At 36.8% G+C, this 22,521-nt stretch carries 20 protein-coding genes; 14 read left to right on the top strand and 6 right to left on the bottom strand.

The genetic code is table 11. The features are described from left to right. Positions 1–11 precede the first annotated feature (11 nt). The 3 genes from H6W52_RS14150 to H6W52_RS14140 all read left to right on the top strand — a co-directional run bounded on the left by H6W52_RS14150 (position 12) and on the right by H6W52_RS14140 (position 2,982). A complete protein-coding gene (locus tag H6W52_RS14150; protein WP_116098789.1) occupies positions 12–959 on the top strand; it encodes a hypothetical protein in 948 nt (315 codons plus the stop codon). Positions 960–1,147: 188 nt separating this feature from the next. Next, positions 1,148–1,759 (top strand): TerD family protein, encoded by a 612-nt coding sequence (locus H6W52_RS14145; protein ID WP_076392787.1) that lies wholly within the window; start codon positions 1,148–1,150, stop codon positions 1,757–1,759. A gap of 176 nt (positions 1,760–1,935) precedes the next feature. Next, a complete protein-coding gene (locus tag H6W52_RS14140; protein WP_076392785.1) occupies positions 1,936–2,982 on the top strand; it encodes a TerC/Alx family metal homeostasis membrane protein in 1,047 nt (348 codons plus the stop codon). Between the two features lie 1,008 nt (positions 2,983–3,990). Here H6W52_RS14140 and H6W52_RS14135 read toward each other — a convergent pair. Further along, positions 3,991–4,992: a catalase gene (locus H6W52_RS14135; RefSeq protein WP_116098787.1), complete on the bottom strand. Its 1,002-nt coding sequence runs from the start codon at positions 4,990–4,992 to the stop codon at positions 3,991–3,993. A 226-nt stretch (positions 4,993–5,218) separates the two neighbouring features. On the opposite strand from H6W52_RS14135, the gene H6W52_RS14130 reads away from it, so the two are divergent. The 4 genes from H6W52_RS14130 (at position 5,219) to H6W52_RS14115 (ending at position 7,982) form a co-directional block, all read left to right on the top strand. After that, the gene (locus H6W52_RS14130; RefSeq protein WP_076392781.1) at positions 5,219–5,656 is read left to right on the top strand and encodes an FKBP-type peptidyl-prolyl cis-trans isomerase; all 438 of its coding nucleotides are present in this window, start codon (positions 5,219–5,221) and stop codon (positions 5,654–5,656) included. A 189-nt stretch (positions 5,657–5,845) separates the two neighbouring features. Then, positions 5,846–6,796, top strand: a complete 951-nt coding sequence (locus H6W52_RS14125; RefSeq protein ID WP_116098786.1) for a hypothetical protein — start codon at positions 5,846–5,848, stop codon at positions 6,794–6,796. Between the two features lie 64 nt (positions 6,797–6,860). Then, complete coding sequence (locus tag H6W52_RS14120; RefSeq protein ID WP_108411735.1) at positions 6,861–7,271, top strand: Rrf2 family transcriptional regulator; 411 nt, start codon at positions 6,861–6,863, stop codon at positions 7,269–7,271. Between the two features lie 60 nt (positions 7,272–7,331). After that, the gene (locus tag H6W52_RS14115; protein WP_116098785.1) at positions 7,332–7,982 is read left to right on the top strand and encodes an NAD(P)-dependent oxidoreductase; all 651 of its coding nucleotides are present in this window, start codon (positions 7,332–7,334) and stop codon (positions 7,980–7,982) included. A 74-nt stretch (positions 7,983–8,056) separates the two neighbouring features. Here H6W52_RS14115 and H6W52_RS14110 read toward each other — a convergent pair whose 3' ends face one another. After that, positions 8,057–9,064 (bottom strand): M23 family metallopeptidase, encoded by a 1,008-nt coding sequence (locus tag H6W52_RS14110; RefSeq protein WP_116098784.1) that lies wholly within the window; start codon positions 9,062–9,064, stop codon positions 8,057–8,059. 228 nt (positions 9,065–9,292) lie between these two features. Here H6W52_RS14110 and H6W52_RS14105 point away from each other — a divergent pair, with 228 nt between their 5' ends. From H6W52_RS14105 to H6W52_RS14075, 7 genes are all read left to right on the top strand, one after another. After that, the gene (locus H6W52_RS14105; RefSeq protein WP_116098783.1) at positions 9,293–10,330 is read left to right on the top strand and encodes an NAD(P)H-dependent glycerol-3-phosphate dehydrogenase; all 1,038 of its coding nucleotides are present in this window, start codon (positions 9,293–9,295) and stop codon (positions 10,328–10,330) included. 370 nt (positions 10,331–10,700) lie between these two features. Next, a complete protein-coding gene (mqo, locus tag H6W52_RS14100) occupies positions 10,701–12,206 on the top strand; it encodes a malate dehydrogenase (quinone) (protein WP_116098782.1) in 1,506 nt (501 codons plus the stop codon). A gap of 84 nt (positions 12,207–12,290) precedes the next feature. After that, positions 12,291–12,692: a hypothetical protein gene (locus H6W52_RS14095; protein ID WP_108411637.1), complete on the top strand. Its 402-nt coding sequence runs from the start codon at positions 12,291–12,293 to the stop codon at positions 12,690–12,692. Between the two features lie 122 nt (positions 12,693–12,814). Continuing rightward, positions 12,815–13,372, top strand: a complete 558-nt coding sequence (locus H6W52_RS14090; RefSeq protein WP_228457581.1) for a DUF1684 domain-containing protein — start codon at positions 12,815–12,817, stop codon at positions 13,370–13,372. Positions 13,373–13,375: 3 nt separating this feature from the next. Further along, on the top strand, positions 13,376–13,849 hold the full coding sequence (locus tag H6W52_RS14085) for a GNAT family N-acetyltransferase (RefSeq protein WP_087708978.1): 474 nt from the start codon (positions 13,376–13,378) through the stop codon (positions 13,847–13,849). 148 nt (positions 13,850–13,997) lie between these two features. After that, the gene (locus H6W52_RS14080) at positions 13,998–14,807 is read left to right on the top strand and encodes a glucose 1-dehydrogenase (protein WP_116098780.1); all 810 of its coding nucleotides are present in this window, start codon (positions 13,998–14,000) and stop codon (positions 14,805–14,807) included. 238 nt (positions 14,808–15,045) lie between these two features. Beyond that, the gene (locus H6W52_RS14075) at positions 15,046–17,703 is read left to right on the top strand and encodes an MGH1-like glycoside hydrolase domain-containing protein (RefSeq protein ID WP_116098779.1); all 2,658 of its coding nucleotides are present in this window, start codon (positions 15,046–15,048) and stop codon (positions 17,701–17,703) included. Positions 17,704–17,743: 40 nt separating this feature from the next. Here the strand turns inward: H6W52_RS14075 and recO are convergent, their stop codons facing one another. The 4 genes from recO to H6W52_RS14055 are packed head-to-tail and all read right to left on the bottom strand — an operon-like array spanning position 17,744 to position 22,435. Further along, positions 17,744–18,430, bottom strand: coding sequence for a DNA repair protein RecO (gene recO, locus H6W52_RS14070; protein WP_116098778.1), 687 nt, complete (start codon positions 18,428–18,430; stop codon positions 17,744–17,746). After that, positions 18,430–20,715 carry a T9SS type A sorting domain-containing protein gene (locus H6W52_RS14065; protein WP_185144423.1) on the bottom strand — a complete coding sequence of 762 codons (2,286 nt, stop codon included), beginning with the start codon at positions 20,713–20,715 and terminating at the stop codon, positions 18,430–18,432. Before H6W52_RS14065 ends, recO begins: the two co-directional genes overlap by 1 nt. 2 nt (positions 20,716–20,717) lie before the next feature. Beyond that, positions 20,718–21,668, bottom strand: a complete 951-nt coding sequence (locus H6W52_RS14060) for a bifunctional metallophosphatase/5'-nucleotidase (RefSeq protein WP_116098777.1) — start codon at positions 21,666–21,668, stop codon at positions 20,718–20,720. Next, positions 21,668–22,435 carry a 5'-nucleotidase C-terminal domain-containing protein gene (locus H6W52_RS14055; RefSeq protein ID WP_116098776.1) on the bottom strand — a complete coding sequence of 256 codons (768 nt, stop codon included), beginning with the start codon at positions 22,433–22,435 and terminating at the stop codon, positions 21,668–21,670. The genes H6W52_RS14060 and H6W52_RS14055 overlap by 1 nt, the downstream gene beginning before the upstream one ends. Positions 22,436–22,521 lie beyond the last annotated feature (86 nt).

Here is a 22,521-nt window from a genome sequence, read left to right as displayed (position 1 = left end):
AGAGATGAAAAGTGAATGATGATGCTGTAAACATATTGTCGCAAAGCAAAAGAAGATTAACCAAACTTAAACTTCTCGCGAATTTTTTTGAAAATGTTGATATAATTTCGATCTACATTAAGACCGATATTATCCATAATCTTTTTCAGGAAAATAACGGACTCGATTACAGCAAACTGGAACTTTTTCATCTTCAGTATACCGACAGTCTTATTGAACTTTTAACCAAAATTAAAAGGCAGAAGGAAAATGAGATGTTGGCGGTGCTTAATGAAATTGATGTTAACAGCAAATACATTTCAGGTTTTGAAGAAAAGCGGGTAGACGGTTTCGAAACAGACCGTAAAATGTACAGCGGGATCTTTTCCAATCAGCTGAAAAGTCTGTATAATGATCTTACGCAAGACAAATTTCGGGCAAACTGGGACAATGTTCTGTATTTCTACAAAAAATATGCGGCAGAATTCTACCGTTCGAACGTTGAAGAAGAATTGCTGAAATCCGGTTCTTTTCCTGCCTATCAGTATCAGGATTATCAGATTGAAAGGAAATTACTGGGAAGGCTTAATATTCAGAACTTTAAGGTTCGTTTTGTGTGCGGATACGTCATCACGGGAAACGAATATGAATTATTTAAAATCTTCCAGTCCGACGATCACTTCATTTTTGATATCGAAGGCAGAAAAATGTATTTAATTGATCCTAAAAAACTGGAAAAACTAGATACAATGCCCAATGAATCGAATCAGGGAACAATTGTTTATCAGTTAAAAAGAAAAAACGAACAATTGGAAGAGACAATGAACGAAAGGAAAAAAACGCTGCCGGAACAGGTCATTGCCGTACTTCAGGATTATATTAAAAATCTCGAAAATACCGACGTGATGAGTAAAATGTTCGACATCAATGAAGAAACCAATATTCTTCGCGCAATGCTGAATTTAAATTTAAATAATTAGTAAAAAGTAATTTAATAAAATCAATTCTTTACAAACTTTTTCACTGTACTGCTATCATTTGCTGAGTGAAACGCCCTTTGCGAACAAAAATATGCAGAATAAATTTAAAAAAAATCTTTGCGAGTCTTTGCGTTTAAACTAAGCGCAGCAAAAAAAAATTAAAATTAGAACTAAAACAAAATATAACAATGGCTATTAACTTACAAAAGGGTCAAAGAATAAACCTAACGAAGGAAAACGGAACCACGCTTACACAGGCTTGTGTGGGAATTAACTGGGGAGCAATCGAGAAGAAAGGATTCTTCGGAGGCGTTACAAAAGAAGCAGTAGATTTAGACGGAAGCTGTATTTTATACGATTCCAATAAAAACGCGACAGAAGTAATCTATTTCGGAAACTTAAAATCCAAAAACGGTTCGGTAAGACACAGCGGAGACGATTTAACAGGAGACGTAAATGGAGATGACGGTCTTGACAATGAGGTGATTACTGTGGATTTCAGCAATCTGGATTCCAATGTAGAACACGTTGCTTTGGTTCTGAACAGTTATAAAGGTCAGGATTTCGGGACTATTCCTTTCGCATCCATCAGAATTTATGAAGGAACGCCAACCAACGTAAGAGAAGTTTTTGCAAAATATGATATTGCCAATGATGCATCTTTCAAAGGTCATGTTGCCATGGTAATGGGCGTTTTCTACAAAAGAAACGGAGAATGGAAGTTCAACGCGATCGGAGATCCTACAGCAGACAGAAAATTACAGGAAACAATAGAAACTGTAAAGCAGAAATATTTGTAAAATATTAATATTCAATAGGAACGGGCTTTAGCCCGTTTGCATTAAAAATAGGTTTCCAATCCGGCTTTAGCCAAAACTTATTAACTGTTGAATGAAATTTTAAAATAAAAATAAAATTTAGCAATACTTGTATCCGTACAAATATTGCTTTTATCGTATAATAAGCACATTTAAAAGTGGACAAACATCAAGGTATTTTAGATCTTCATCCCGGTCTGGTTTGGGGATTTGCGATAACAGTAGTTATCATGTTGCTTCTGGATTTAGGAGTTTTCAACAAAAAAAGTCATGAAGTTTCTTCCAAAGAAGCTACAATCTGGTCAATCGTATGGATCTCACTGTCTATGGTATTCTCCGGTGTGGTTTATTGGGTTTTCAATACAGACGGAAGTCCCGAAAGTCATGCTTTGGCAGTGGAGAAATTCACGCAGTATCAGGCGGCTTACTGGATTGAAAAAGCACTTTCGGTGGATAACTTATTTGTATTCATTCTGGTTTTCGGATTTTTTAAAGTTCCGAAATACCTCCACCACAAAGTTCTTTTCTGGGGAATTATCGGAGCATTGATTTTCAGGGCGATCTTTATTTTTGCTGGTGTTGGATTAATCAATCTTACTTACCTTCCTGAAATGAATATTTTCGGACATCCGGTAAAAATCAATATTGTAATGACTTTATTCGGGTTGTTCCTTGTGTATGCAGGAATAAAATCGTGGGGCGACGGAGACGATGATGACGAAGAAGATTACAGCAATACCGCAGGAGCACGACTGATTAAGAGATTCTGGAAAGTTTCAGACAATTACGTGGGCGACAAATTCTTCACGGTACAGAACGGAATAAAAATGGCAACCCCGCTTTTGGTTGTTGTAGCCGTAATTGAGTTTACGGATGTACTTTTTGCAGTAGATTCCATTCCGGCAATCTTCGCGATTTCCAATGATCCGTTTATCCTTTACACATCGAATATTTTCGCAATTTTAGGATTAAGATCATTGTATTTCCTGTTGGCGAATTTCATTCATATGTTCAGCAAATTGCCTTACGGTTTGGCAGTTATTTTATCGTTTATCGGAGTAAAAATGCTGATTGCACCATGGATTCATATTCCGTCTCCGGTTTCTTTGGGAATCGTTGGAGGAGTTTTGGTAATTTCAGTGATTTTATCCCTGATTTTCCCCGATAAAAAGGATGACGAAGACAAAGAGAAAATTGAAGAATAAGACCAGTTCTTATTAAAAATAGAAAGGCTTTACACAATTTGTAGAGCCTTTTTTGTTGTTTTATTTTTAGGAGCTGTTTCGCCCTTTCCGCACTCGCTATTTTTAAGCTTTTTGGCGGCGCGGCTTTGCCGCGCCGCCAAAAAGCTTAAAAATGAGCTCAAACAATTGCTTCAATCACGGCTATGGAATTAGTCTATTTTTCAATATTTGAATTAGCCAATAAAGTTTCTCATCCTTTAGAAATCTCAACAGAATTTAAAAAATTGCGTGGCAAACACGATTTTAGTCTTAATAATTATCATTCACTAGATGAAATCGAAGATTCGACGAAGTCAAATACCTTCGCGAACAAAAATACCCACTACAATGTAAAACAAAACCTGGCGAACCTTGCGTTAACACTGCGTTAGAATCAATCAAAATAAATTTCTCCTAAAATCGAAGAGCCGAATAATCAAAGTTGCTATCATTTGCTGAGTGAAACGCCGTTGCGAACAAAAAATATCATCAGAATGTAAAACAAAATTTAGTGAACATTGTGTTAAAATCAATAAAAATAAATTTCTCCTAAAATCAAGCGCCGAATAATCAAAGTTTTTATCATTTGCTGAGTGAAACGCCCTTGCGAACAAAAAATATCACCAGAATGTAAAACAAAACCCAGCGAACCTTGCGTTAAAATCAATAAAAATAAATTTCTCCTAAAATCAAGAGCCGAATAATCAAAATTTGCTGAGTGAAACGCCCTTGCGAATAAAAAATACCCACTACAATGTAAAACAAAATTTAGCGAACATTGTGTTAAAATCAATAAAAATAGATTTTTCCTAAAATCAAGCGCCGAATAATCAAAGTTGCTATCATTTGCTGAGTGAAACGCCGTTGCGAACAAAAAATATCATCAGAATGTAAAACAAAACCTAACGAACCTTGCGTTAAAATCAATCAAAATAGATTTCTCCTTCGTCGAAATGACAGGAAAATCAAAAACTCACCATTCACTTTTCATTATTTATTATATTTCAACAGCTTATTGATTTTCCGTCTCGTCTGTACAGAAACCTTATACGCTTCATCGCGGAGCTTTTGAATCTTTCCGATAGGCTGAAAGAAAATCTTACTTTCAAAAGGATTAAAAGAAAGCAATTCGCTGTCGCAGGAGTTTGGGTTCAGAAGATTGTTTTTTTCAATTTTCACTTCCCCGATTTTAATATAAGGCGAATTTTTCCATTCGACATTAAGTTTATTCACAGGCTGATCTTTCAGGTCATAGCAAAGCTGAATAAGAACATCTGCCGTGAAATTTTCTTCTTTAAGATAACGTTCCACAGCATTTTTTACCTTTAATTTCTTCCCAAAATGTTTGTTGACAGATTGCGGTTTGATTTTAATTTTCATCATATAATCTCCCAGTCTGTACACACCGACAGAATGAAAATCAAAGGAAAGAAAAAAATCATTTCTCTTCCTCCAGAGTCTGAATATATTTTTGACGAATGATGCCGTAACTGTTGAGGGAATGACTTTTAAAATCTGCATCAGTAAAGAAAAAGAACTCCATTTTTTTACAAAAAAACGATTAACGGATGTAAATAATTTTAGAAATGTACTCACCGAATTAATCGGAAACAACGGAAAATTCACCAAAGGAAAATTGGCAATCACGTTTCCTTTCTCATCATTAATTTTCACGGCAAAACCATATGCAGGAACATCTCTTTTCCCCTTCATTACTTTTAAATGAGCGTTGGAGAGACGGATGATCAGATCATATTTTTCTTTATCAAAATACGGTTTCAGTTCTTCGGGAATGTTTTTATCAATCAGAAAAGTTCCTTTCGTAACAGCGTATGTTTTAGCATGAGCATTTCTCGTTGCGTAATGAACATCACTCACTGAAGGCGACTGCTCAACAAAATCCGTAATGCTTTTTTTATTGATTTCCAGAAGCTGCATCTCTTCATCAGTCAGTCTGTCGTATTCCTTTTTATATGGTAATGGATTGGGCATTTAGTTTTTAAGTCCAATTATAACGCCAAGTTTCGGAAATCCTATTAACAGAATATTAATGATACTTGAATTTTTTAAGCTGAGTTAAAGATGCAAAAAAAATAAAATTTAATAACTTGAAAACTAATGATTTATATGTTTTGAAAAATTTCTATGATTAAAAAACTTCCATCTTCCGGCTATCATCTTCCGGCACAAAGAACTATCTTTGCAAAAATTATCAATTATGGGAGTAGCAGATATGTTATTTAAACGTAAAAAAGAATTGGCAGAAAAAAACCTGAAAGACGGTCAGGAATATATGGCAGAATATGGCAAGAGAGAAAGCGTTGTAGAATTGCCGAGCGGATTGCAGTATGAAATCATTACGGAAGGCGAAGGCGAAAAGCCGGGTCCTAGATCTACCGTAAAATGCCATTACCACGGAACAACTATCACCGGAAAAGTTTTCGACAGTTCTGTAAAAAGAGGAACTCCGGCTTCATTTCCATTAAATAAAGTAATTAAAGGATGGACGGAAGCACTTCAACTGATGCCTGTAGGAAGCAAGTGGAGATTAATTCTTCCTCCGCATCTGGCTTATGGAGATCAGCAGATCAGCAAAGAGATCGGTCCGAATTCTACGCTTATTTTTGAAGTGGAATTGCTGGATATCAAGAAGTAATTTATTAAAAATAGCTTAAAAATTTACCTGTTATTCGGGTAAATTTTTTTATTTGCGTAATTTTAACTTTCAAATTACTTAAAACAAATATTTGGTTTGAATTTGAAATAATGTAATTCTTATAAAATTTTCTACAGGTTTGTAGCTTACAGATGTATAAGAATCCCGAATCACAGAAAACATCGATCAATGAAGAAGATAATTTACTTTGTAGCATTCAGTATGTTGCTTACTTCCTGTGTATCAAGGAAAAATCAGGCAATCAGACAAAATATTCTTACCCTCAGAGACAGCTATTGTAAAGCGCCTTTCAAATACAATTACGGTAATAAACTGCCTTCCTATAACTCAGATTCCATCATTAATGCCAATAAAGAATTAAGAGATAAATTTTCGGATCAGAGTATTTTGATTCTGAATGCTTTAGATAATCTGGATGAAGTTCATGAGATCATGGAGCTTAAAAAAGACACTTCTCTGGAGTCTCAGGTAAAAGTTTTACAGCTAAAATCCAAAATCAACAGCAAAATAACCATTGCTTTAACCGAACTGGATGCGGTTGCTGCAGAATTCGACTGTGAAGGGGAAAGAGTAACGCAGATCGGAAATTATGTGGATAATCTAAACGATTCCCGAAACAATAAACTTATTCTGCTTTCGATCGTAACCGGAGCCGCGGCTTCGGTAGCGGGAGGAATTGTAAAGGATAATTCATGGAGTAATGCCATAGATATCGGAGGAGGAGTTTTGGGAGCAGGATTTGGTTTGGCAACTTTAAATCCCAAAGGTAAAAAAGTAGAATTTATCCACCAGAGAAATCTGCTAAGAGATGTATGGAGTGGCAAATTGCAGTCACCTAACTTTCCGCCGTTTATCTGGTATATGTACACTGAGAAAAAATTTTCCAACAGAGAGCAGCAGTCTATTATTTCGAGTATGAAAGAACGCTGGCTTCATTATCAGTTTGATGATGATAAAAAGCGTGCAGACGAATCTGTTATTTTCAGTGACGGAGGATTTTACCGTTCAGATGATCTTCATAACCGTGCCGCAATGCTTAATCAGATGCAGTCGGCAACCAGAACCATCAATCAGAATATCAATTATCTGCTTTTGGATCTGGATCGCCTGATTCTTTAACAAATTTTAATTGTAATAATTTTTGTTACATTAAAAAATTGTATATCTTTGCTGAGTAATTATAATGAACAACACAAGATTTGCCACGGCAATACATATCATGACTTTATTGACGGAAAGTCCACAGGACTGGCTTACCTCAGAATGGATTGCAGGAAGCATCAATATCAATCCTGTGATTGTTCGTAAAGAGCTTGGTGTGTTAAGAGAAGCAGGTTTAATTACAAGCAGACAGGGAAAAGAAGGAGGGAGTCAGCTGGCAAAAAGTGCAGATTCCATACGAATTTCTGAAATCTATCTGGCTGTGAAGAACACCGAAGTTTTAGGAAAGAAAAACAATAATCCCAATCCGGTTTGCCCGGTCGGAAAAGAAATTAATAATCATCTTAAAAATTTGTTTTCAGAAACCGATCAGTTGGTTTTGGATTTTTTAGGAAATAAATCCTTAAAACAGTTCAGCGAACAGTTTAAATAAAATTTTTTGCTTAAAAATGTAACAAAAATTATTACAATTAAATATTAAAAATAAAAAAGTATGAAAAAAGTAGCAGTAATAGGAGCAACAGGTTTTGTAGGAACTCAGGTTGTAAAAGAATTATCCAACAGAGGATATCAGGTAGAAGCCATTGTAAGAGATGCTTCAAAAGTAGAGCAGAACGAAAAAGTAACGGCTAAAAGTGTAGATGTAAATAATGTAGATGAATTATCAGAAGCTTTAAAAGGAAATGACGCCGTAATCAGCGCTTTTAACGCAGGATGGACCAATCCTAATCTCTATGATGATTTTCTGAATGGTTCCCTTAATATTGAAAAAGCAGTTGAACAATCCGGCGTAAAAAGATTTATTACTGTTGGAGGAGCAGGAAGTCTTTATATTGATGGAAAACAACTGGTAGACGGATCAGATTTTCCTGCAGAAATAAAACCTGGGGCAACTGCGGCAAGAGATTATTTAAACAAAATTAAAGAAAATGAAACCTTAGACTGGACATTTTTCAGTCCGGCAATAGAAATGCATCAGGGAACGGCAGGTGTAAGAACCGGAAAATACAGAACCGCTCTGGAAAATCCTGTTTTCGATGAAAACGGAAGAAGTATTCTTTCCGTAGAAGATGTAGCGGTGGTTTTAGTGGATGAACTGGAACAGAATAACCACATCAGAGAGCGTTTTACAGCAGCCTACTAATTTTTTTAAGATATGTTTTAAAAGTTTCGGCGGCACCAAAGGTGCCCCCGAAACTCTATATTTTAACTCTCATTTTAAAGATTCATAAACAACTTCGGATTTACCGGAGTATTATTCTTATGTACCTCATAATGAAGGTGAGGTCCGGTAGAACGACCGGAATTTCCGGATTTGGCGATAACCTGTCCCACTTTCACTTTATCATTCACTTTAGCCACTAACTGCGACAAATGTCCGTAAAGAGTTGCCAGTCCGTTTCCGTGAGAAACGATCACACAGTTTCCGTACCCTCCTTTCTGTCCGGAAAAAATAACCGTTCCGGCTGCAGTTGCCACGACATCCGATCCGTAAGCAACGGCAATATCCAGTCCTTTATGAAACTGCATCTGATCTGCTTCTGCAGGCGAATTGTTTTTCTCGGCAGGCTTTTCAGATCCGGCTGCAACAGATTTTACTGACGAAGCAGAAACCGGAGCAGCAGAAGTCGTTTTTGGTGTTACCATTACCTTTACTTCTCTTTTATTTCCGTAGCTGTCCGTTACTTCTATAATTTTTTCTACAGGCTCAGCTTTTACTTCCGGAGCTGCGGCTGCAACGGCAGCAGGTTTTGCAGCACTACTTTTTACGGAGGCTAAAACGGTTTTAAAAGGAATAGGATTTTTTCTCACTCCGAAATTAGACGAAATATAACCTTCAGTAGGCATTCCCAAAGGAACTTCCAGTAACTTTTTCTGAAGATTCATCAGATATTGGCTGTATCGGTTTGCCTGTTTTGCCAGATAAATAGAGTTGGAGATACTGTCTTTACTCAGAATAGTAACTTTCTCGTTGGGAACATCCTTAGATTTAAGGAAAGAATTCAGTTCTGCTACGGTTTGATCCACTAATGTAAGATCAGTTTTCATTTTCAGATAATCTACACTGTCTTTTTCAGTGTTTATTTTTACAAGGTTTACTTCATAATTTTTGTTGTCCTTTTCCGAATACAACTTCGCAATGAAAATACCTTGCGCAAAAACTACTAATAAAAGTCCTCCTAAAAGCACATTTATGTTCTTTTTACTGCTTAGAAATTTCTTCATTTTTCTTCTCTTAGTATAATTACAAAACGGTTTTAAGCCTGCAAATTTAATTAAAAATAAACTTTCAGGCTTATTTTTAACAAAACTTTAGTTTTTTCTGTAATTAACGGTCGATTAGATATTTAATTGTGTTGAAGTGTTAATTTTGTCTAAATTTGGTTTTTATCATGCTCCGAAAATCCTTCTTTCCGTCTTTGTTTTAATATATTTGCAGTTCACATTTCTATTATGGCAAAAAAGAAAACAAATATAGAATCGAACCCGAAGAAAAGCAAAAATGATGTTGCGGTAGGAGTAGTCGGAAGTGGAAGTTTTGCGACTGCTATTGTGAAAATGCTTGTAGAAAACTGTAAAGTCGTGCACTGGTGCGTAAGAAATGAGTACGTAAAAGGAGCGATCGAACAGAGAGGTCATAACCCGACTTATCTTACGGCAGTCAATTTCAATCTTAAAAATTTAAAGCTTACCACAGACATCAACGAGCTTGTTTCTGCGTGTGATATTATTGTCTTGGCAACGCCGTCGATCTATCTTTCCGATACGCTGGATAAAATGACTTGTGATTATCAGAATAAAATATTTGTTTCCGCCATTAAAGGAATTATTCCGAAGGTAAATGATGTCGTAGCACATTATTTAAGAGACGAATTTAAAATAGGTTTCAGGAATCAGGCAGTGATTGCAGGACCTTGTCACGCAGAAGAAGTAGCGATGGAAAGACTGTCCTATCTTACCGTTGCAACCGTAGAAGATGAAGTTTCACAGAAACTGGTGGATATTTTTAATTCAGATTTTATTAAAATGCATTCCAGCAAAGATATTTTAGGAAACGAATACAGTGCGATTCTTAAAAATATTTTCGCTATCGGAGCCGGAATTGCGAGTGGTTTAGGATATGGAGACAACTTTACCGCGGTTTTCGTTTCCAATGCGATCCGTGAAATGGAAACTTTTCTGGAAGCCATTTACGAAGCGCCGAGAGATGTTAACGAAAGTGCTTATCTGGGAGATTTACTGGTTACCGCGTATTCATTATTCTCCAGAAACAGAAATTTGGGAAATCTTATAGGAAAAGGATATACCGTAAAATCAGCAATCCAGTCGATGAACATGATTGCAGAAGGATATTATGCCGCGAATTCTATTTATAAAACGTCAAAGGAAAAAGGGCTGAAACTTCCGATTGTAGATACGATCTATGGAATTCTGTATGAAGGAAAAAATGCAGAAAAACAGTTTAAGAAACTCACCGCAAAACTCGATTAATTTTCAATTTTAAATAACACAAAAACATCAGAAATCTTCTTCTGGTGTTTTTTTTATGTATAGAAATCTTTTTTATTTGGAGCTTTTTCCTGCTTTCGCTACTCGCTTTTTTAGGTTTTCGGCGGCGGCAAAGCCGCCGCCGAAAACCTAAAAAGAGCTCAGACATGCCGCTCAATCATGACTATAAAGTTGTCGGATCATAAAAACTCAAGACAATAATCAGCATTTCAGCATCACAGATTTTAAAACAACTCAATAATCCGACAGATTCTGTAAATTAATTTTTTTGATAAAACCCATATTAAAATCGTTTAACCGAACCCTATTTTAAGAAACTTTTCCCGAACTTTGAAGTAATAAAATTTAAATTATGTCACAATCGCTTACAAGCAGAACGCCGAAACCCAAATACGACGTTGTTCTAATAGGTGGCGGAATTATGAGTGCCACTTTAGCTACCTTATTACACGAATTTGATCCTGAGCTCGAAATAGCTATTTTCGAAAGGCTGGGACGGTTTGCTAAAGAAAGTACAGCAGCCTGGAATAACGCAGGAACAGGTCACTCAGCATTTTGTGAGCTCAATTATACCCCTGAGAAACCCGACGGAACAATTGATATTTCAAAGGCAGAAAGCATCGCCGAACAGTTTGAAATTTCAAAACAGTTCTGGTCTTATTTAATTACAAAAGGTTACATCAGCGAACCGAAGGATTTCATTAATTCCTGTCCGCACATGAGTCTCGTTTTTGGAGAAAAAGATGCAGAATATCTTAAAAAACGTCATGAGAAAATGTCAGAATCTGTTCTCTTTAAAGGGATGGAATTTTCAACGGATCACGATAAATTGAGAGAATGGATTCCTTTGGTAATGAGCAAAAGAAACCAGTCGGAAGTAATGGCGGCAACCAAAATGGATCTGGGAACTGATGTTAATTTCGGAACGTTAACCAGAAAAATGGGAAGACATTTGCTGGAAGATTCCAATGTTGAAGTTTTCCTTTACCACGAAGTAAAAGACATTGATCCGAAAGAAGACGGAACCTGGGAAATGAAAGTGAAAGACAGAATTCATAATCACAAACAGGAAGTAGAAGCGAATTTCGTATTTATCGGTGCAGGAGGATATGCTTTGCCATTGTTAGACAGTTCAGAAATCAAAGAAAGCGAAGGTTACGGCGGTTTTCCGGTTTCCGGACAATGGCTGGTAACTCACAATCAGGAATTGGTGGAAAAACATCAGGCAAAAGTATATACACAAGCAACTGTGGATGCTCCGCCAATGTCGGTTCCACATTTGGATTTAAGAATAATCGACGGGCAGAAAGCTTTACTTTTCGGACCTTTTGCCGGATTTTCAACTAAATTTTTAAAAGAAGGAAGCTATTTGGATTTACCTGAAAGTGTGAATACTAAAAATTTAAGATCGCTTTTCGGAGCTTGGTGGCATAATATTCCTTTAACCAAATATCTGGTTCAGCAGGTCGCCATGACGAAGTCCCAGAGAATTCAGCATTTGAGAGAATTTATTAAAGATGCCAAAGAAGAGGACTGGGAACTGAAAGTTGCCGGACAAAGAGTTCAGATCATTAAAAAAGATGAAAAACATGGCGGAAAACTGGAATTCGGAACCGAAGTAGTAGTGAATAAAAAAGGAACAATAGCTTCTCTTTTAGGCGCTTCTCCGGGAGCGTCAACAGCAGTGTACGCAATGTTAAACGTGCTTGAAAAATGCTTCCCCGAAAAACTTCATGGCGAGTGGAAAGAAAAACTGCTGGAAATGGTTCCTTCTTACGGGCAAAAACTGGCAGATCATCCCGAGCTTACAGAAAAAGTGAGAAACTATTCAAAAGAAAAATTACAACTCGAATATTAAAAAAAGTGAGCGCTGAATAGTCAGTTTTTTAAATTAAAGTATTAAATTACAAACAATTGACTATTCACTTCTCACAAAGATATTATGTCAGAAACACTTATAAAACCTGTGATCGTGAAAGAATTATTAGAATCCCTTCAAACCAAATTCGAGGAGGAACAGCAGGTTATTGTCCATTGCTGTTTTCCGGCATCACCCTTTTTTGGAAACCTCATCAGAATATGGCAGTCAACCTATCTTTTTGATAATCAGTCGGAACATCAGAGCAAATTAATTCATGCGGAAAACATTACCATTTATCCCAACTGGACTCCCGTTCCGTTTATGAAAGATTTTTGGTTTACCTTGGTGTTTTCAGGGTTGCCGAAAGACTGTAAAAGCTTTGATTTAAAAGAAGTTATTCCGGAAGAAGGCGGATTTTTTGTAGAATCCATTAAAAGAAATTCATCAGACATCTACCGTGTGAAAATTTCAGAATCTTACTGAAAATTTAATCCGCTGAATGGCTTATTTACCGTAAGATCTTTATCGTAAATCATAGTTTTAAGTTCATGAAAAAATACCTACTTATCTTTTTACTTTTTCCACTTCTGATATTTTCTCAAAAATTGTCAAAAGAAGAATCCGAAATTAAAAAATTTCAGAAAGAACTGAATGCAGAATATTTAAACCCGAAAGAAACACCTTTACGCGGCGAGAATTTTAAAAATTTTAAGCAGCATCCTTTCTTTCCAATCAATTTAAAATACAGAATTACCGCAAAATTCGAGAAAACAGAAAATGCAGAACCTTTTGATCTTCCCACCTCTTCAGGCAAAACAAAACCTTACAGAGAATTTGGAAAAGCAACATTTCAGTTAGACGGAAAATCATATACATTAACGCTGTATCAAAGCTTAGATTTAATCAAACAGAAAAAATACAAAGACCATTTATTTCTGCCTTTCCGTGATGCTACTAACGAAAAAGAAACATACGGAGGCGGAAAATATCTCGATTTAACCATCCCAAAAGGCAAAACCATTATTCTGGATTTTAATAAATCGTATCACCCTTACTGTGCTTACAACGCTTACGATTACAACTGTCCCGTTGTTCCAGAAGAAAATAAACTTCCGGTTGAAATTCGGGCAGGAGTAATGTATGAAGACATATATCATCATTAAATTATGGTAAAATTAAAATTTTACGAACCGAAAGATTTTCCCGGAGTAAGCTATACTTTGGACGAACTGCAGTCACAATACACCGCAACTGCAGAACAGGCATTACAGAAAATTGAAGAGCGGAGCGACACCCTTGCTTTTCCCATCACCATTCTGGAAAATCATCATCCTGCCGGTTTTTTTGTGCTGGATTTCGGAAATGATAAATTAGACCTTACAGACAATCAGAATTCTACGTTATTGCGCTCCCTTTCCATAAATCCTGAATCGCAGGGAAAAGGAATCGGAAAAGCAGCAATGATCCTACTTGATGAATTTGTTCGGGAACACTTCAAAGATTGCAGCGAAATCGTTCTTGCAGTCAACCAAAACAATAGTTCCGCTTACGAACTATATCTCAAAGTCGGCTACAAATTCGACGGAAAAACAAGAATGGGCAGAAGCGGAATACAATATCTGATGTACAAAAAATTGTAAAACAGAATTTTTGAAAAAATTATCGTTTCAATAAAAAATAGTTTTAGCATAATCCTTAAAAATCAAACTTTAAGAAATTTTTAATTCAGAATTTTCATGTTTGGCGTGAAACTTTCACCTAAATTTGAGTAACATCAAATAATAAAACATGGAAATATCTCTTCACAATCAGGTCGCTGTCGTTACCGGAGCTTCCAGCGGAATCGGGTCAGGAATTGCAAAATCACTCGCTTCAGCCGGAGCAACAGTTATTGTCAATCACTCTTCGGAGCATTCGTCAGACGAAGCCAAAGCCGTTTTAAAAGGAATCACCGATGCAGGCGGAAACGGAATAACCTATCAGTGCGATGTTTCCAAAGAAGATCAGGTCGTTACAATGTTTCAGGATGTGGTTTCACAATTCGGAACAGTCGATATTCTCATCAACAACGCAGGTGTTCAGAAAGATGCAAAATTTACCGAAATGACACTCGATCAGTGGAATACCGTCATCGGAATCAATCTTACAGGTCAGTTTTTATGTGCAAGAGAAGCCATCAAAGAATTTCTTCGCCGTGGTATCGATCCTTCGCGTTCCGTTGCCTGTGGAAAAATCATTCACATCAGTTCCGTTCACGAAATCATTCCTTGGGCAGGTCACGCCAATTATGCTTCAAGCAAAGGCGCAATCAGAATGCTCATGCAGACTTTGGCGCAGGAATACGGAGCCGACAAAATCCGTGTCAATTCCATCTGTCCCGGAGCAATCCAGACACCCATCAACAAAGATGCATGGAACACTCCTGAAGCGTTAAACTCATTATTAGACCTGATTCCTTATAACAGAATCGGTCAACCGCAGGACATCGGAAATATGGCGGCGTTTCTGGCAAGTGATCTTGCAGACTACATTACCGGAGCCAGTATTTTTGTAGATGGCGGAATGACAACGTTCGAAAGCTTTTCAACAGGAGGATAATTCTTTTGGCGCATATTTCCGGCTTTCACTACTCGCTTTTTTGTGCCTTTGCTTTTTCCAAAACTTACAAAAATAGCTCAGACAGACCGTTCAATCCGGAGCGCATTGCAGCCGAAACATGAATGAACGTTATTAAAGAAAATGAATTGGTGAATTAATCAAACCTCATAGGTTTTTAAAACCTATGAGGTTTACCAAAAAATTAAATATTCATAGTTAATCATCATCTATAAAAAACATGAAAGAAAAAGAAAGACTGTCCGACGTTACATGGAAAAAATGGGGACCTTATGTCAGCAACCGCGAATGGGGTTTGGTGCGCGAAGATTACAGTGCAGATGGTGATGCATGGAACTATACCAATCACGACATTGCGGAGGCCAAAACCTACCGTTGGGGCGAAGAAGGGATCTGCGGTATCTGTGATGACCTTCAGAAACTTGTTTTTTCAGTCGGATTCTGGAACAAAAAAGATAAAATGCTGAAAGAACGCTTCTTTGGCCTATCAAACGGTCAGGGAAACCATGGGGAAGATGTAAAAGAATATTTTTATTATCTCGATTCCACGCCTACGCATTCTTACATGAAAATGCTGTACAAATATCCTCAAAACGCATTTCCCTACGAAGATCTCATAAAAACCAACGCAGAAAGAGGAAAAGAAGATCCTGAATACGAATTAATTGATACCGGAATTTTCGACCAAAACGAATACTTTGATATTTTTATTGAATACACCAAAGAAAGTCAGAATGATATTCTGGTAAAACTAACGGTCGTCAATAAATCAGAACAAGAAGCTCCGTTAATCATTCTGCCTACAGTCTGGTTCAGAAATACATGGAACTGGGGATATAATAATTACAAACCTCAGATGAATTCTGAAAATTCAGATTGTATCACTATTAATCATCACGATTTAGAAATCAAAAATGTATACGCAAAAAATGCTCAGAAAATATTATTCTGCGATAACGAAACTAATAATGAAAGACTGTATCAGTCTCAGAACCAGTCAAAATATACCAAAGACGGAATCAACGATTTTATCATCAACGGAAATTCCCAGTCTGTAAATCCAAAAGATTTTGGAACAAAGGCTTCCTTTTTCATCGACGAAAATTTTAAACCAAAAGAAACAAAAACGTTTGAATTCAGACTGTCAGATCAAGATTTAAAACAGCCTTTTCAGGATTTTGAGGAAATTTTGGATTCAAGACAGAAAGAAGCAGACGAATTTTATGCAGACATTCAGTGCGGAATAAAAACAGAAGACGAGAAACTCGTTCAGCGACAGGCTTTTGCAGGAATGCTCTGGAACAAAATGTTCTATCATTACAATGTGGAATGTTGGTTGAAAGGAGATCCTTCACAGGTTCCACCCCCAAAATCCCGTGAACACATCAGAAATTCTGAATGGAAGCACCTCAACAACGAGCATATTATTTCTATGCCCGATAAATGGGAATATCCGTGGTACGCAACGTGGGATCTGGCTTTTCATACCATCAGTTTTTCATTAATTGATCCCGATTTTGCAAAACATCAGCTCAAATTGTTTCTTTTTGAGTGGTATATGCATCCAAACGGACAGCTTCCGGCTTATGAATGGGATTTTAGTGATGTAAATCCTCCCGTTCATGCATGGGCTGTTTTCAGGGTTTTTAAAATAGATGAATATCTGAAGGGTAATCCCGATCTGCAATTTCTGGAAAGTGCTTTTCAGAAACTTTTAATGAATTTTACATGGTGGGTGAATAAAAAAGACAACAACGGAAATAATATTTTTGAAGGAGGATTTTTAGGTCTCGACAACATCGGCGTTTTCGACCGGAATATGCCTCTTCCCAACGGAGAACATCTTGAGCAATCCGACGGAACGAGCTGGATGGCAATGTTTGCTTTAAATATGATGAGAATTGCTCTGGAACTTGCTTTGTATAACAATGTGTATGAAGAAATGGCGATGAAGTTTTTTGAGCATTTTCTGGCAATTGCCAATTCTCTGGACAACATGGGAGAAGAATGTTTCAGTTTGTGGGATGAAGAAGATGAATTCTTTTATGATGCCATTGCTTCGAGCGATGGAGATCATATGTATCTGAAATTAAGGACAATTGTTGGACTTATTCCTATGTTTGCAGTTGAGGTTATCGATGATGAAATGATCGAAAAACTGCCGAATTTCAAGAAAAGAATGAAGTGGGTTCTGGAAAATAAACCGGAACTGGCTGCTTTGGTTTCTCATTGGGAAGTAAAAGGTGATGAATCCAAACATTTGCTTTCTCTTTTAAGAGGTCATCGTTTAAAGAGATTATTAAGCAGAATGCTCGATCCGGATCAGTTTTTAAGCGAATTCGGCGTTCGTGCGCTGTCAAAAGAATATGAAGACAATCCGTTTACCCTAAATCTCAACGGAACAGATTATAAGGTAAAATATACTCCCGCAGAAAGCGACAGCGGACTTTTCGGAGGAAACAGCAATTGGCGTGGTCCGATCTGGTTTCCGATTAATTTTTTAATTATTGAAAGTCTGCAACGCTTCTTTTTTTATTACAGTCCCGATTTTTTGGTGGAATATCCTACCGGAAGCGGAAACTATTCCAATCTTGACGAAATTGCAGAGGCTTTAAGCAAAAGACTGTCTCAATTATTTTTAAAAGATGAAAAAGGAAACCGCCCTTTTAACAGTCAGTATCCCAGATTTCAGACCGATCCGGATTTTAAAGATTATATTTTGTTCTACGAATATTTTCATGGTGATACCGGTCGTGGAGTAGGAGCATCGCATCAGACAGGTTGGACAGGGCTTATTGCCAAAATTTTAATGCCAAGATTTTCACGGAAAAATATTGCAGAATCTGAGACTGAAAGACCGAAAAATGTGGAATTTTAAATCAATAATATCTTACTTAATGCCAATTCTCAGGTATTAATCATTCAAATATCTGCTGAATGACTTCCAGAGAAGCCGGAATTTTAAAATCGGTGATATGGTAATGATAGTACACGAGTAAGCTGTCTAAAAAGTCTTTCCTGAAATTGGAATGTATTTTAATGCCGTAAGGATTTTCAGCAGAAAGAATTCTTTTCCAGATGGCTGAAACTTCTTCTGTAAACAGTTGGTGCATTATTTCATGGGTAAAAGTTCCTGTTTCAGGATCAAGAAATTTTCCTTCGTTCAATAATGGTGCAACGCCCTGAATTTTTAGAATTTTAATTAAAAAAATAAGATGCGACTGATAGTTGCGGCTTTCCAGCTCATCCGTAAATTCTTCAAGACAGAAAAAAATATGATGATTTTTGTTTTCATGTCTTAAATTCTGATTTAAAAAATCTGAAATAAAAAACACAACCGTATTACAGCGAATATCCGTATAAATATCGTTGCTTTTAATCATTTCAAATTTTGAAATCGTCTGGATTCCGTTTCCTTTTACAGGATTTACAGAGAAATTGAGTTTGCTTAACGGCAGAAGAAGGGCTTTTTTCTTATTTTTCTTAGCATATATTCCTTTCAGAAAATAAGACTGAAACCCGTCTTCTTCAGTGAAACAGTGCAGTACTGCATCATTTTCACCATATTTTATATAAGATAATAAAAATCCGCTTTGTGAATTCATTAATTTACGACAGCAATCTTCGCTGTAGCTTTATCGGAGCCGTCTTCATTGGTCATTAATACGAAATATACTCCCGAAGCAACTCTTGTTCCTCTCTGGTTATTGAGATCCCACTCATAATATCCACCTCTTGCCACTGCGGAATGTACAACGTTTCCGGCAGCATCAGCAATTCGGATGTTGGTAACTTCTGCCAAACCTTTAATAGTAACTTTTCCTTTAAAATTAGAATAAACTACAGGGTTTGGATATACCAGAACGTTTCCGAAATTTGATGTTACATCGGCAACATCTCCCTGATACGTCACAATTCCGTCATAAGAAACAAAATATACTTTTCCTGTTTTTTTATCAACTTTAATGTCCGTAATGGTATTTGTTGGAAGTGGAGAGTTTTCTTTGGTAAAATGTTTAATGGTCTGCTGTCCGTCTGCGGAAAGATAATACACACCTCCACCATCAACAGAAATCCACTTATGATCTCCCGCATCCACTTCAATCTGTAAAATCTGCCCGTCTCTGAAAAGTTCTTCACCCAATCCGTTCTGTTCTATAATAATTGGCTCAACGGTTGCGGAAGACGGTGTTTTTATAGCTGAAACAGCGTTTGGTAAAATTCTTAGTCCGGCATCCGTACCGATCCATGCATCTCCGGATTTATCGACCGCTACAGAAAGCGTTCCTCCGGAAGTTGTTGCAAAACCGTTAGGTTGTGTTAAAATATAGGCGGTATCGTCTGAAGTACTTTGTGTTTTCTTTGTATCGTAAGCTATAAAATTATTAGTTCTCGGCGTAGGAATAAAAAGAAGCCCTTCATTGTAAAGAGCTTTCTGGGAAGCTCCAAATTGAGAAGTGGTGTTTTTTATAACAAAGTCATCTCCTGTTCTGTCGTATGCACCGATTGCTGTATAAGGACCAAGTGCAGCACCGTCACCGGAGAAAGCTATAGAAGCAAAAAGATTGTTCGAATCATCAAAAGTCAAACCTACAGGACGCCTTGTGAAGATATTAGTAGTTCCTAAATCATATTTTTTGACGAAAGTAAAATCCTTGTTTCCTGCATTGTATTTCATTTTATAAATTCCGCGTGATCCATCCGTCATGTAGTTTGCAAAAAATACATCAGTTGGATTTACAGGATCTGCAACAACATCCAATACATTGAATACGGTTGAATTTCCTTTAAAATAGGACGGATAGATCCAGCTCATCCCGTCAAAATAATAAAATCCGGGATTTTTTATATTGAAAATAGGGGTATTGAATCTGCTTTCTCTTCCTCCGGTAGAAACCAAAATCTGATTTTCTCCGTAAAGACTGATTTTATAGGCATAATTCTGATAAGGACCATCCGGTTTGAAGGTATTTCCCCCCTCATTTTTAATTCCTGAAAAAATTGTTCCGCCATAAACACTGCTTCCTATAGTGGTTGCAGTGTTACATTCCTCACCAAAAGTTACGTTTGCGTTAAAGTTTCCGTTGGTTCCGAATGTATACACTCTGCTGAGATCCGTAACTACAATACTGTTATTAGTTACTACGACATCATGAACATTGGTAAATGACTGTGAAAGGGGAGTAAAAGCTCCTCCGTTATATAAATAAGCTGTATTGGCTGAAGAAAAGCTCAGAATCCCTTCTGAATCGATATGCTTGAATGTACCTGCCAATTCCGTAGTCCATGTTGAAAAGACAGGAAAGGTAGTATTCATCTCATGGCTTCTAAGACCGGTGTTGGTTACAGAAAACACTTTATTTCCGAAGATCGTGGCTTCATTACTTGCCTGATAAACTCCTCCGGATAAAAAGAATGCAGAATCTTTAAATTCTTTCTTCTTCAAATCGAATATTGAAACACCGTAACCTACAGAAATAACAGCAAGATCTCCGGTAATTGAGATATGGTTGATTTTTTTGCTTCCGTTATATCCGGTCGCAATAGGAATATCAACAACATAAGTAATTCCATCCGGAGTTATGACATCCAGCGAGCCGTTTTGATAACCTACCAAACCGATTTTGTTCTGCGGATTGTAATCAAAAGCTGAAACTTTAACCTCATGCAAACCGTTTGCTTTAGACAGTTTGGTAATTTCACCAGTAGAAATGGTATAGTAGAAAACCCCGCTTTCTGCTGCTGCAACTATTTTTCCGTTATCTTCTTTCATGGCAAGAACATTATTGTAGGAGAATAAGTCTGCCCATTTTTTTGAAGAAATAGTCTGTGCATGTGCAACTTGCAGGGATGCTAAAATACCAAGAGAGATTAAAGAGAGTTTTTTCATGCTTATGCTATTATGCTGCTGTCTATTACCTGATTGTTCCAGGAAATATGTTTTACATTTTTATTAGTATCAAAGAAGAAATCTATTCTGCCCAACAGAAGACCTGCCCATCCTACCTGATTTACCAGAACACTTTTGCCTGCTCTGTTGGTAAAAGTCTGTGGTTCCGGTAAGAAAGTGTGGGTATGGCCACCCAGAATAATATCAATATTTTCTGTTTTGGCAGCTAAAATTTTATCACTTATTTTATTAGGTTCGTCTTTATAATCGTAGCCGATGTGTGAAAGGCAGATAACAAGATCACATTTTTGTTCGTTTTTCAGGAAGTTGGAATAATGTTGGGCAACGTCAACAGGATCGGAGTAAACTGTTTCCCCATATTGTTTTTTGCCAACCAGTCCGTCCAGTTGAATGCCCACTCCGAAAATGCCTACTTTGATTCCGTTTTTATTGAAAATTTTATACGGAGACGTTTTTCCGTCAAGAACAGTATTTTTAAAATCGTAATTTGAACAGATGAAAGGGAATTTTGCATTGGGTAAAACTTTCAAAAATCCGTTCAGACCATTATCAAAATCATGATTTCCCATGGTAGAAGCATCATATTTCATCATGGACATTAATTTAAACTCCAATTCACCGCCGAAAAAGTTGAAATAGGGAGTTCCCTGAAAAATATCTCCGGAATCCAGAAGCAAAACATTGCTTTCCTGATTTCTGATCTGTTGTATTAAACTTGCCCTTCTTGCAAAACCTCCCTGATTGGGATTTTTGGTATAGCTTGCGTCAAAAGGCTCTATTCTGCTGTGCTGATCGTTGGTGTGAAGAATAGTAAGTTTCGTTGCGGACTTTAAATCAAGAATGTTTAATTCTTCCGCCATCATCATATTGGGAGCTAAAGCCATTGCTAAAGTTCCGCTACCTATTGCTTTTAAAAAACTTTTTCTATCCATTACTTTTTACCGATAAAATTTAGACGAACATCTGTACTGGGAACAACTTCAGGAGTTTTCTTAAAATAATCGATGAAAAGATCTCTTAATTTAATTCCTGTCGGGATCATTTCTCCTTTCGAGAAGAATTTCATATTGTCGCCTCCCAAAGCCAGATAATCTGAAGTTGCAATATTATAATCCTGTTCCGGATTTACTGTCTTCCCGTTGATTAAAGTTTTGGTTATCTGTCCGTTATTGGTTTCTATATACAAATGAGACACAGGATTGTTTACCTGATGTTCTGCATAATAATCGAAAAGTCCCTGAAGATCGCTGCCTTTCATTTTTACGATAATCACTTCATTTTCAAAAGGCATTACTTCAAAAACACTTTTCAGTAAAATATCTCCTTTCCCGATCGTGGTACGGATTCCTCCGATGTTGATGAGGGCTGCGTCTACATTTTTCTGTATATTTTTCTTTGCCCAAACATCTGCTCCGTCGAATGTATAGTCTGCTAAAAGATTACCTAAGTTACTGTTATCACCTTGTTTTGTAAGATCTACATTGGTGTGAGAGATCTTTTGGTTCATCTCTTTATCCAGTTTTTGCTTATAAGGCTCGATAATTTTTACAAATTCCTCATCATTTTTTAGCTCATTATTAATAGAAATATTTTTCTGGGTTTTTACCTCTGCAATCTGCATGGAAGAAGCCGATGAAGCCGTCTTACAAGCCGAAAGGGCAGCCAGAGCAATTCCTAATAACAAGAATTTATTTTTCATACGTCGACAATTATATTATTAAGGTATTGGTAATTATCATTCTATTGTATATTGATAAACAATTTAGCTGATAACTCCATTATATC

Source organism: Chryseobacterium sp. C2(2020) (assembly GCF_014218915.1).
GTDB lineage: Bacteria > Bacteroidota > Bacteroidia > Flavobacteriales > Weeksellaceae > Chryseobacterium > Chryseobacterium mucoviscidosis.
The sequence above is the reverse complement of the archived record's forward strand: the minus strand, read 5'-3'. Positions and strand labels throughout refer to the sequence as shown.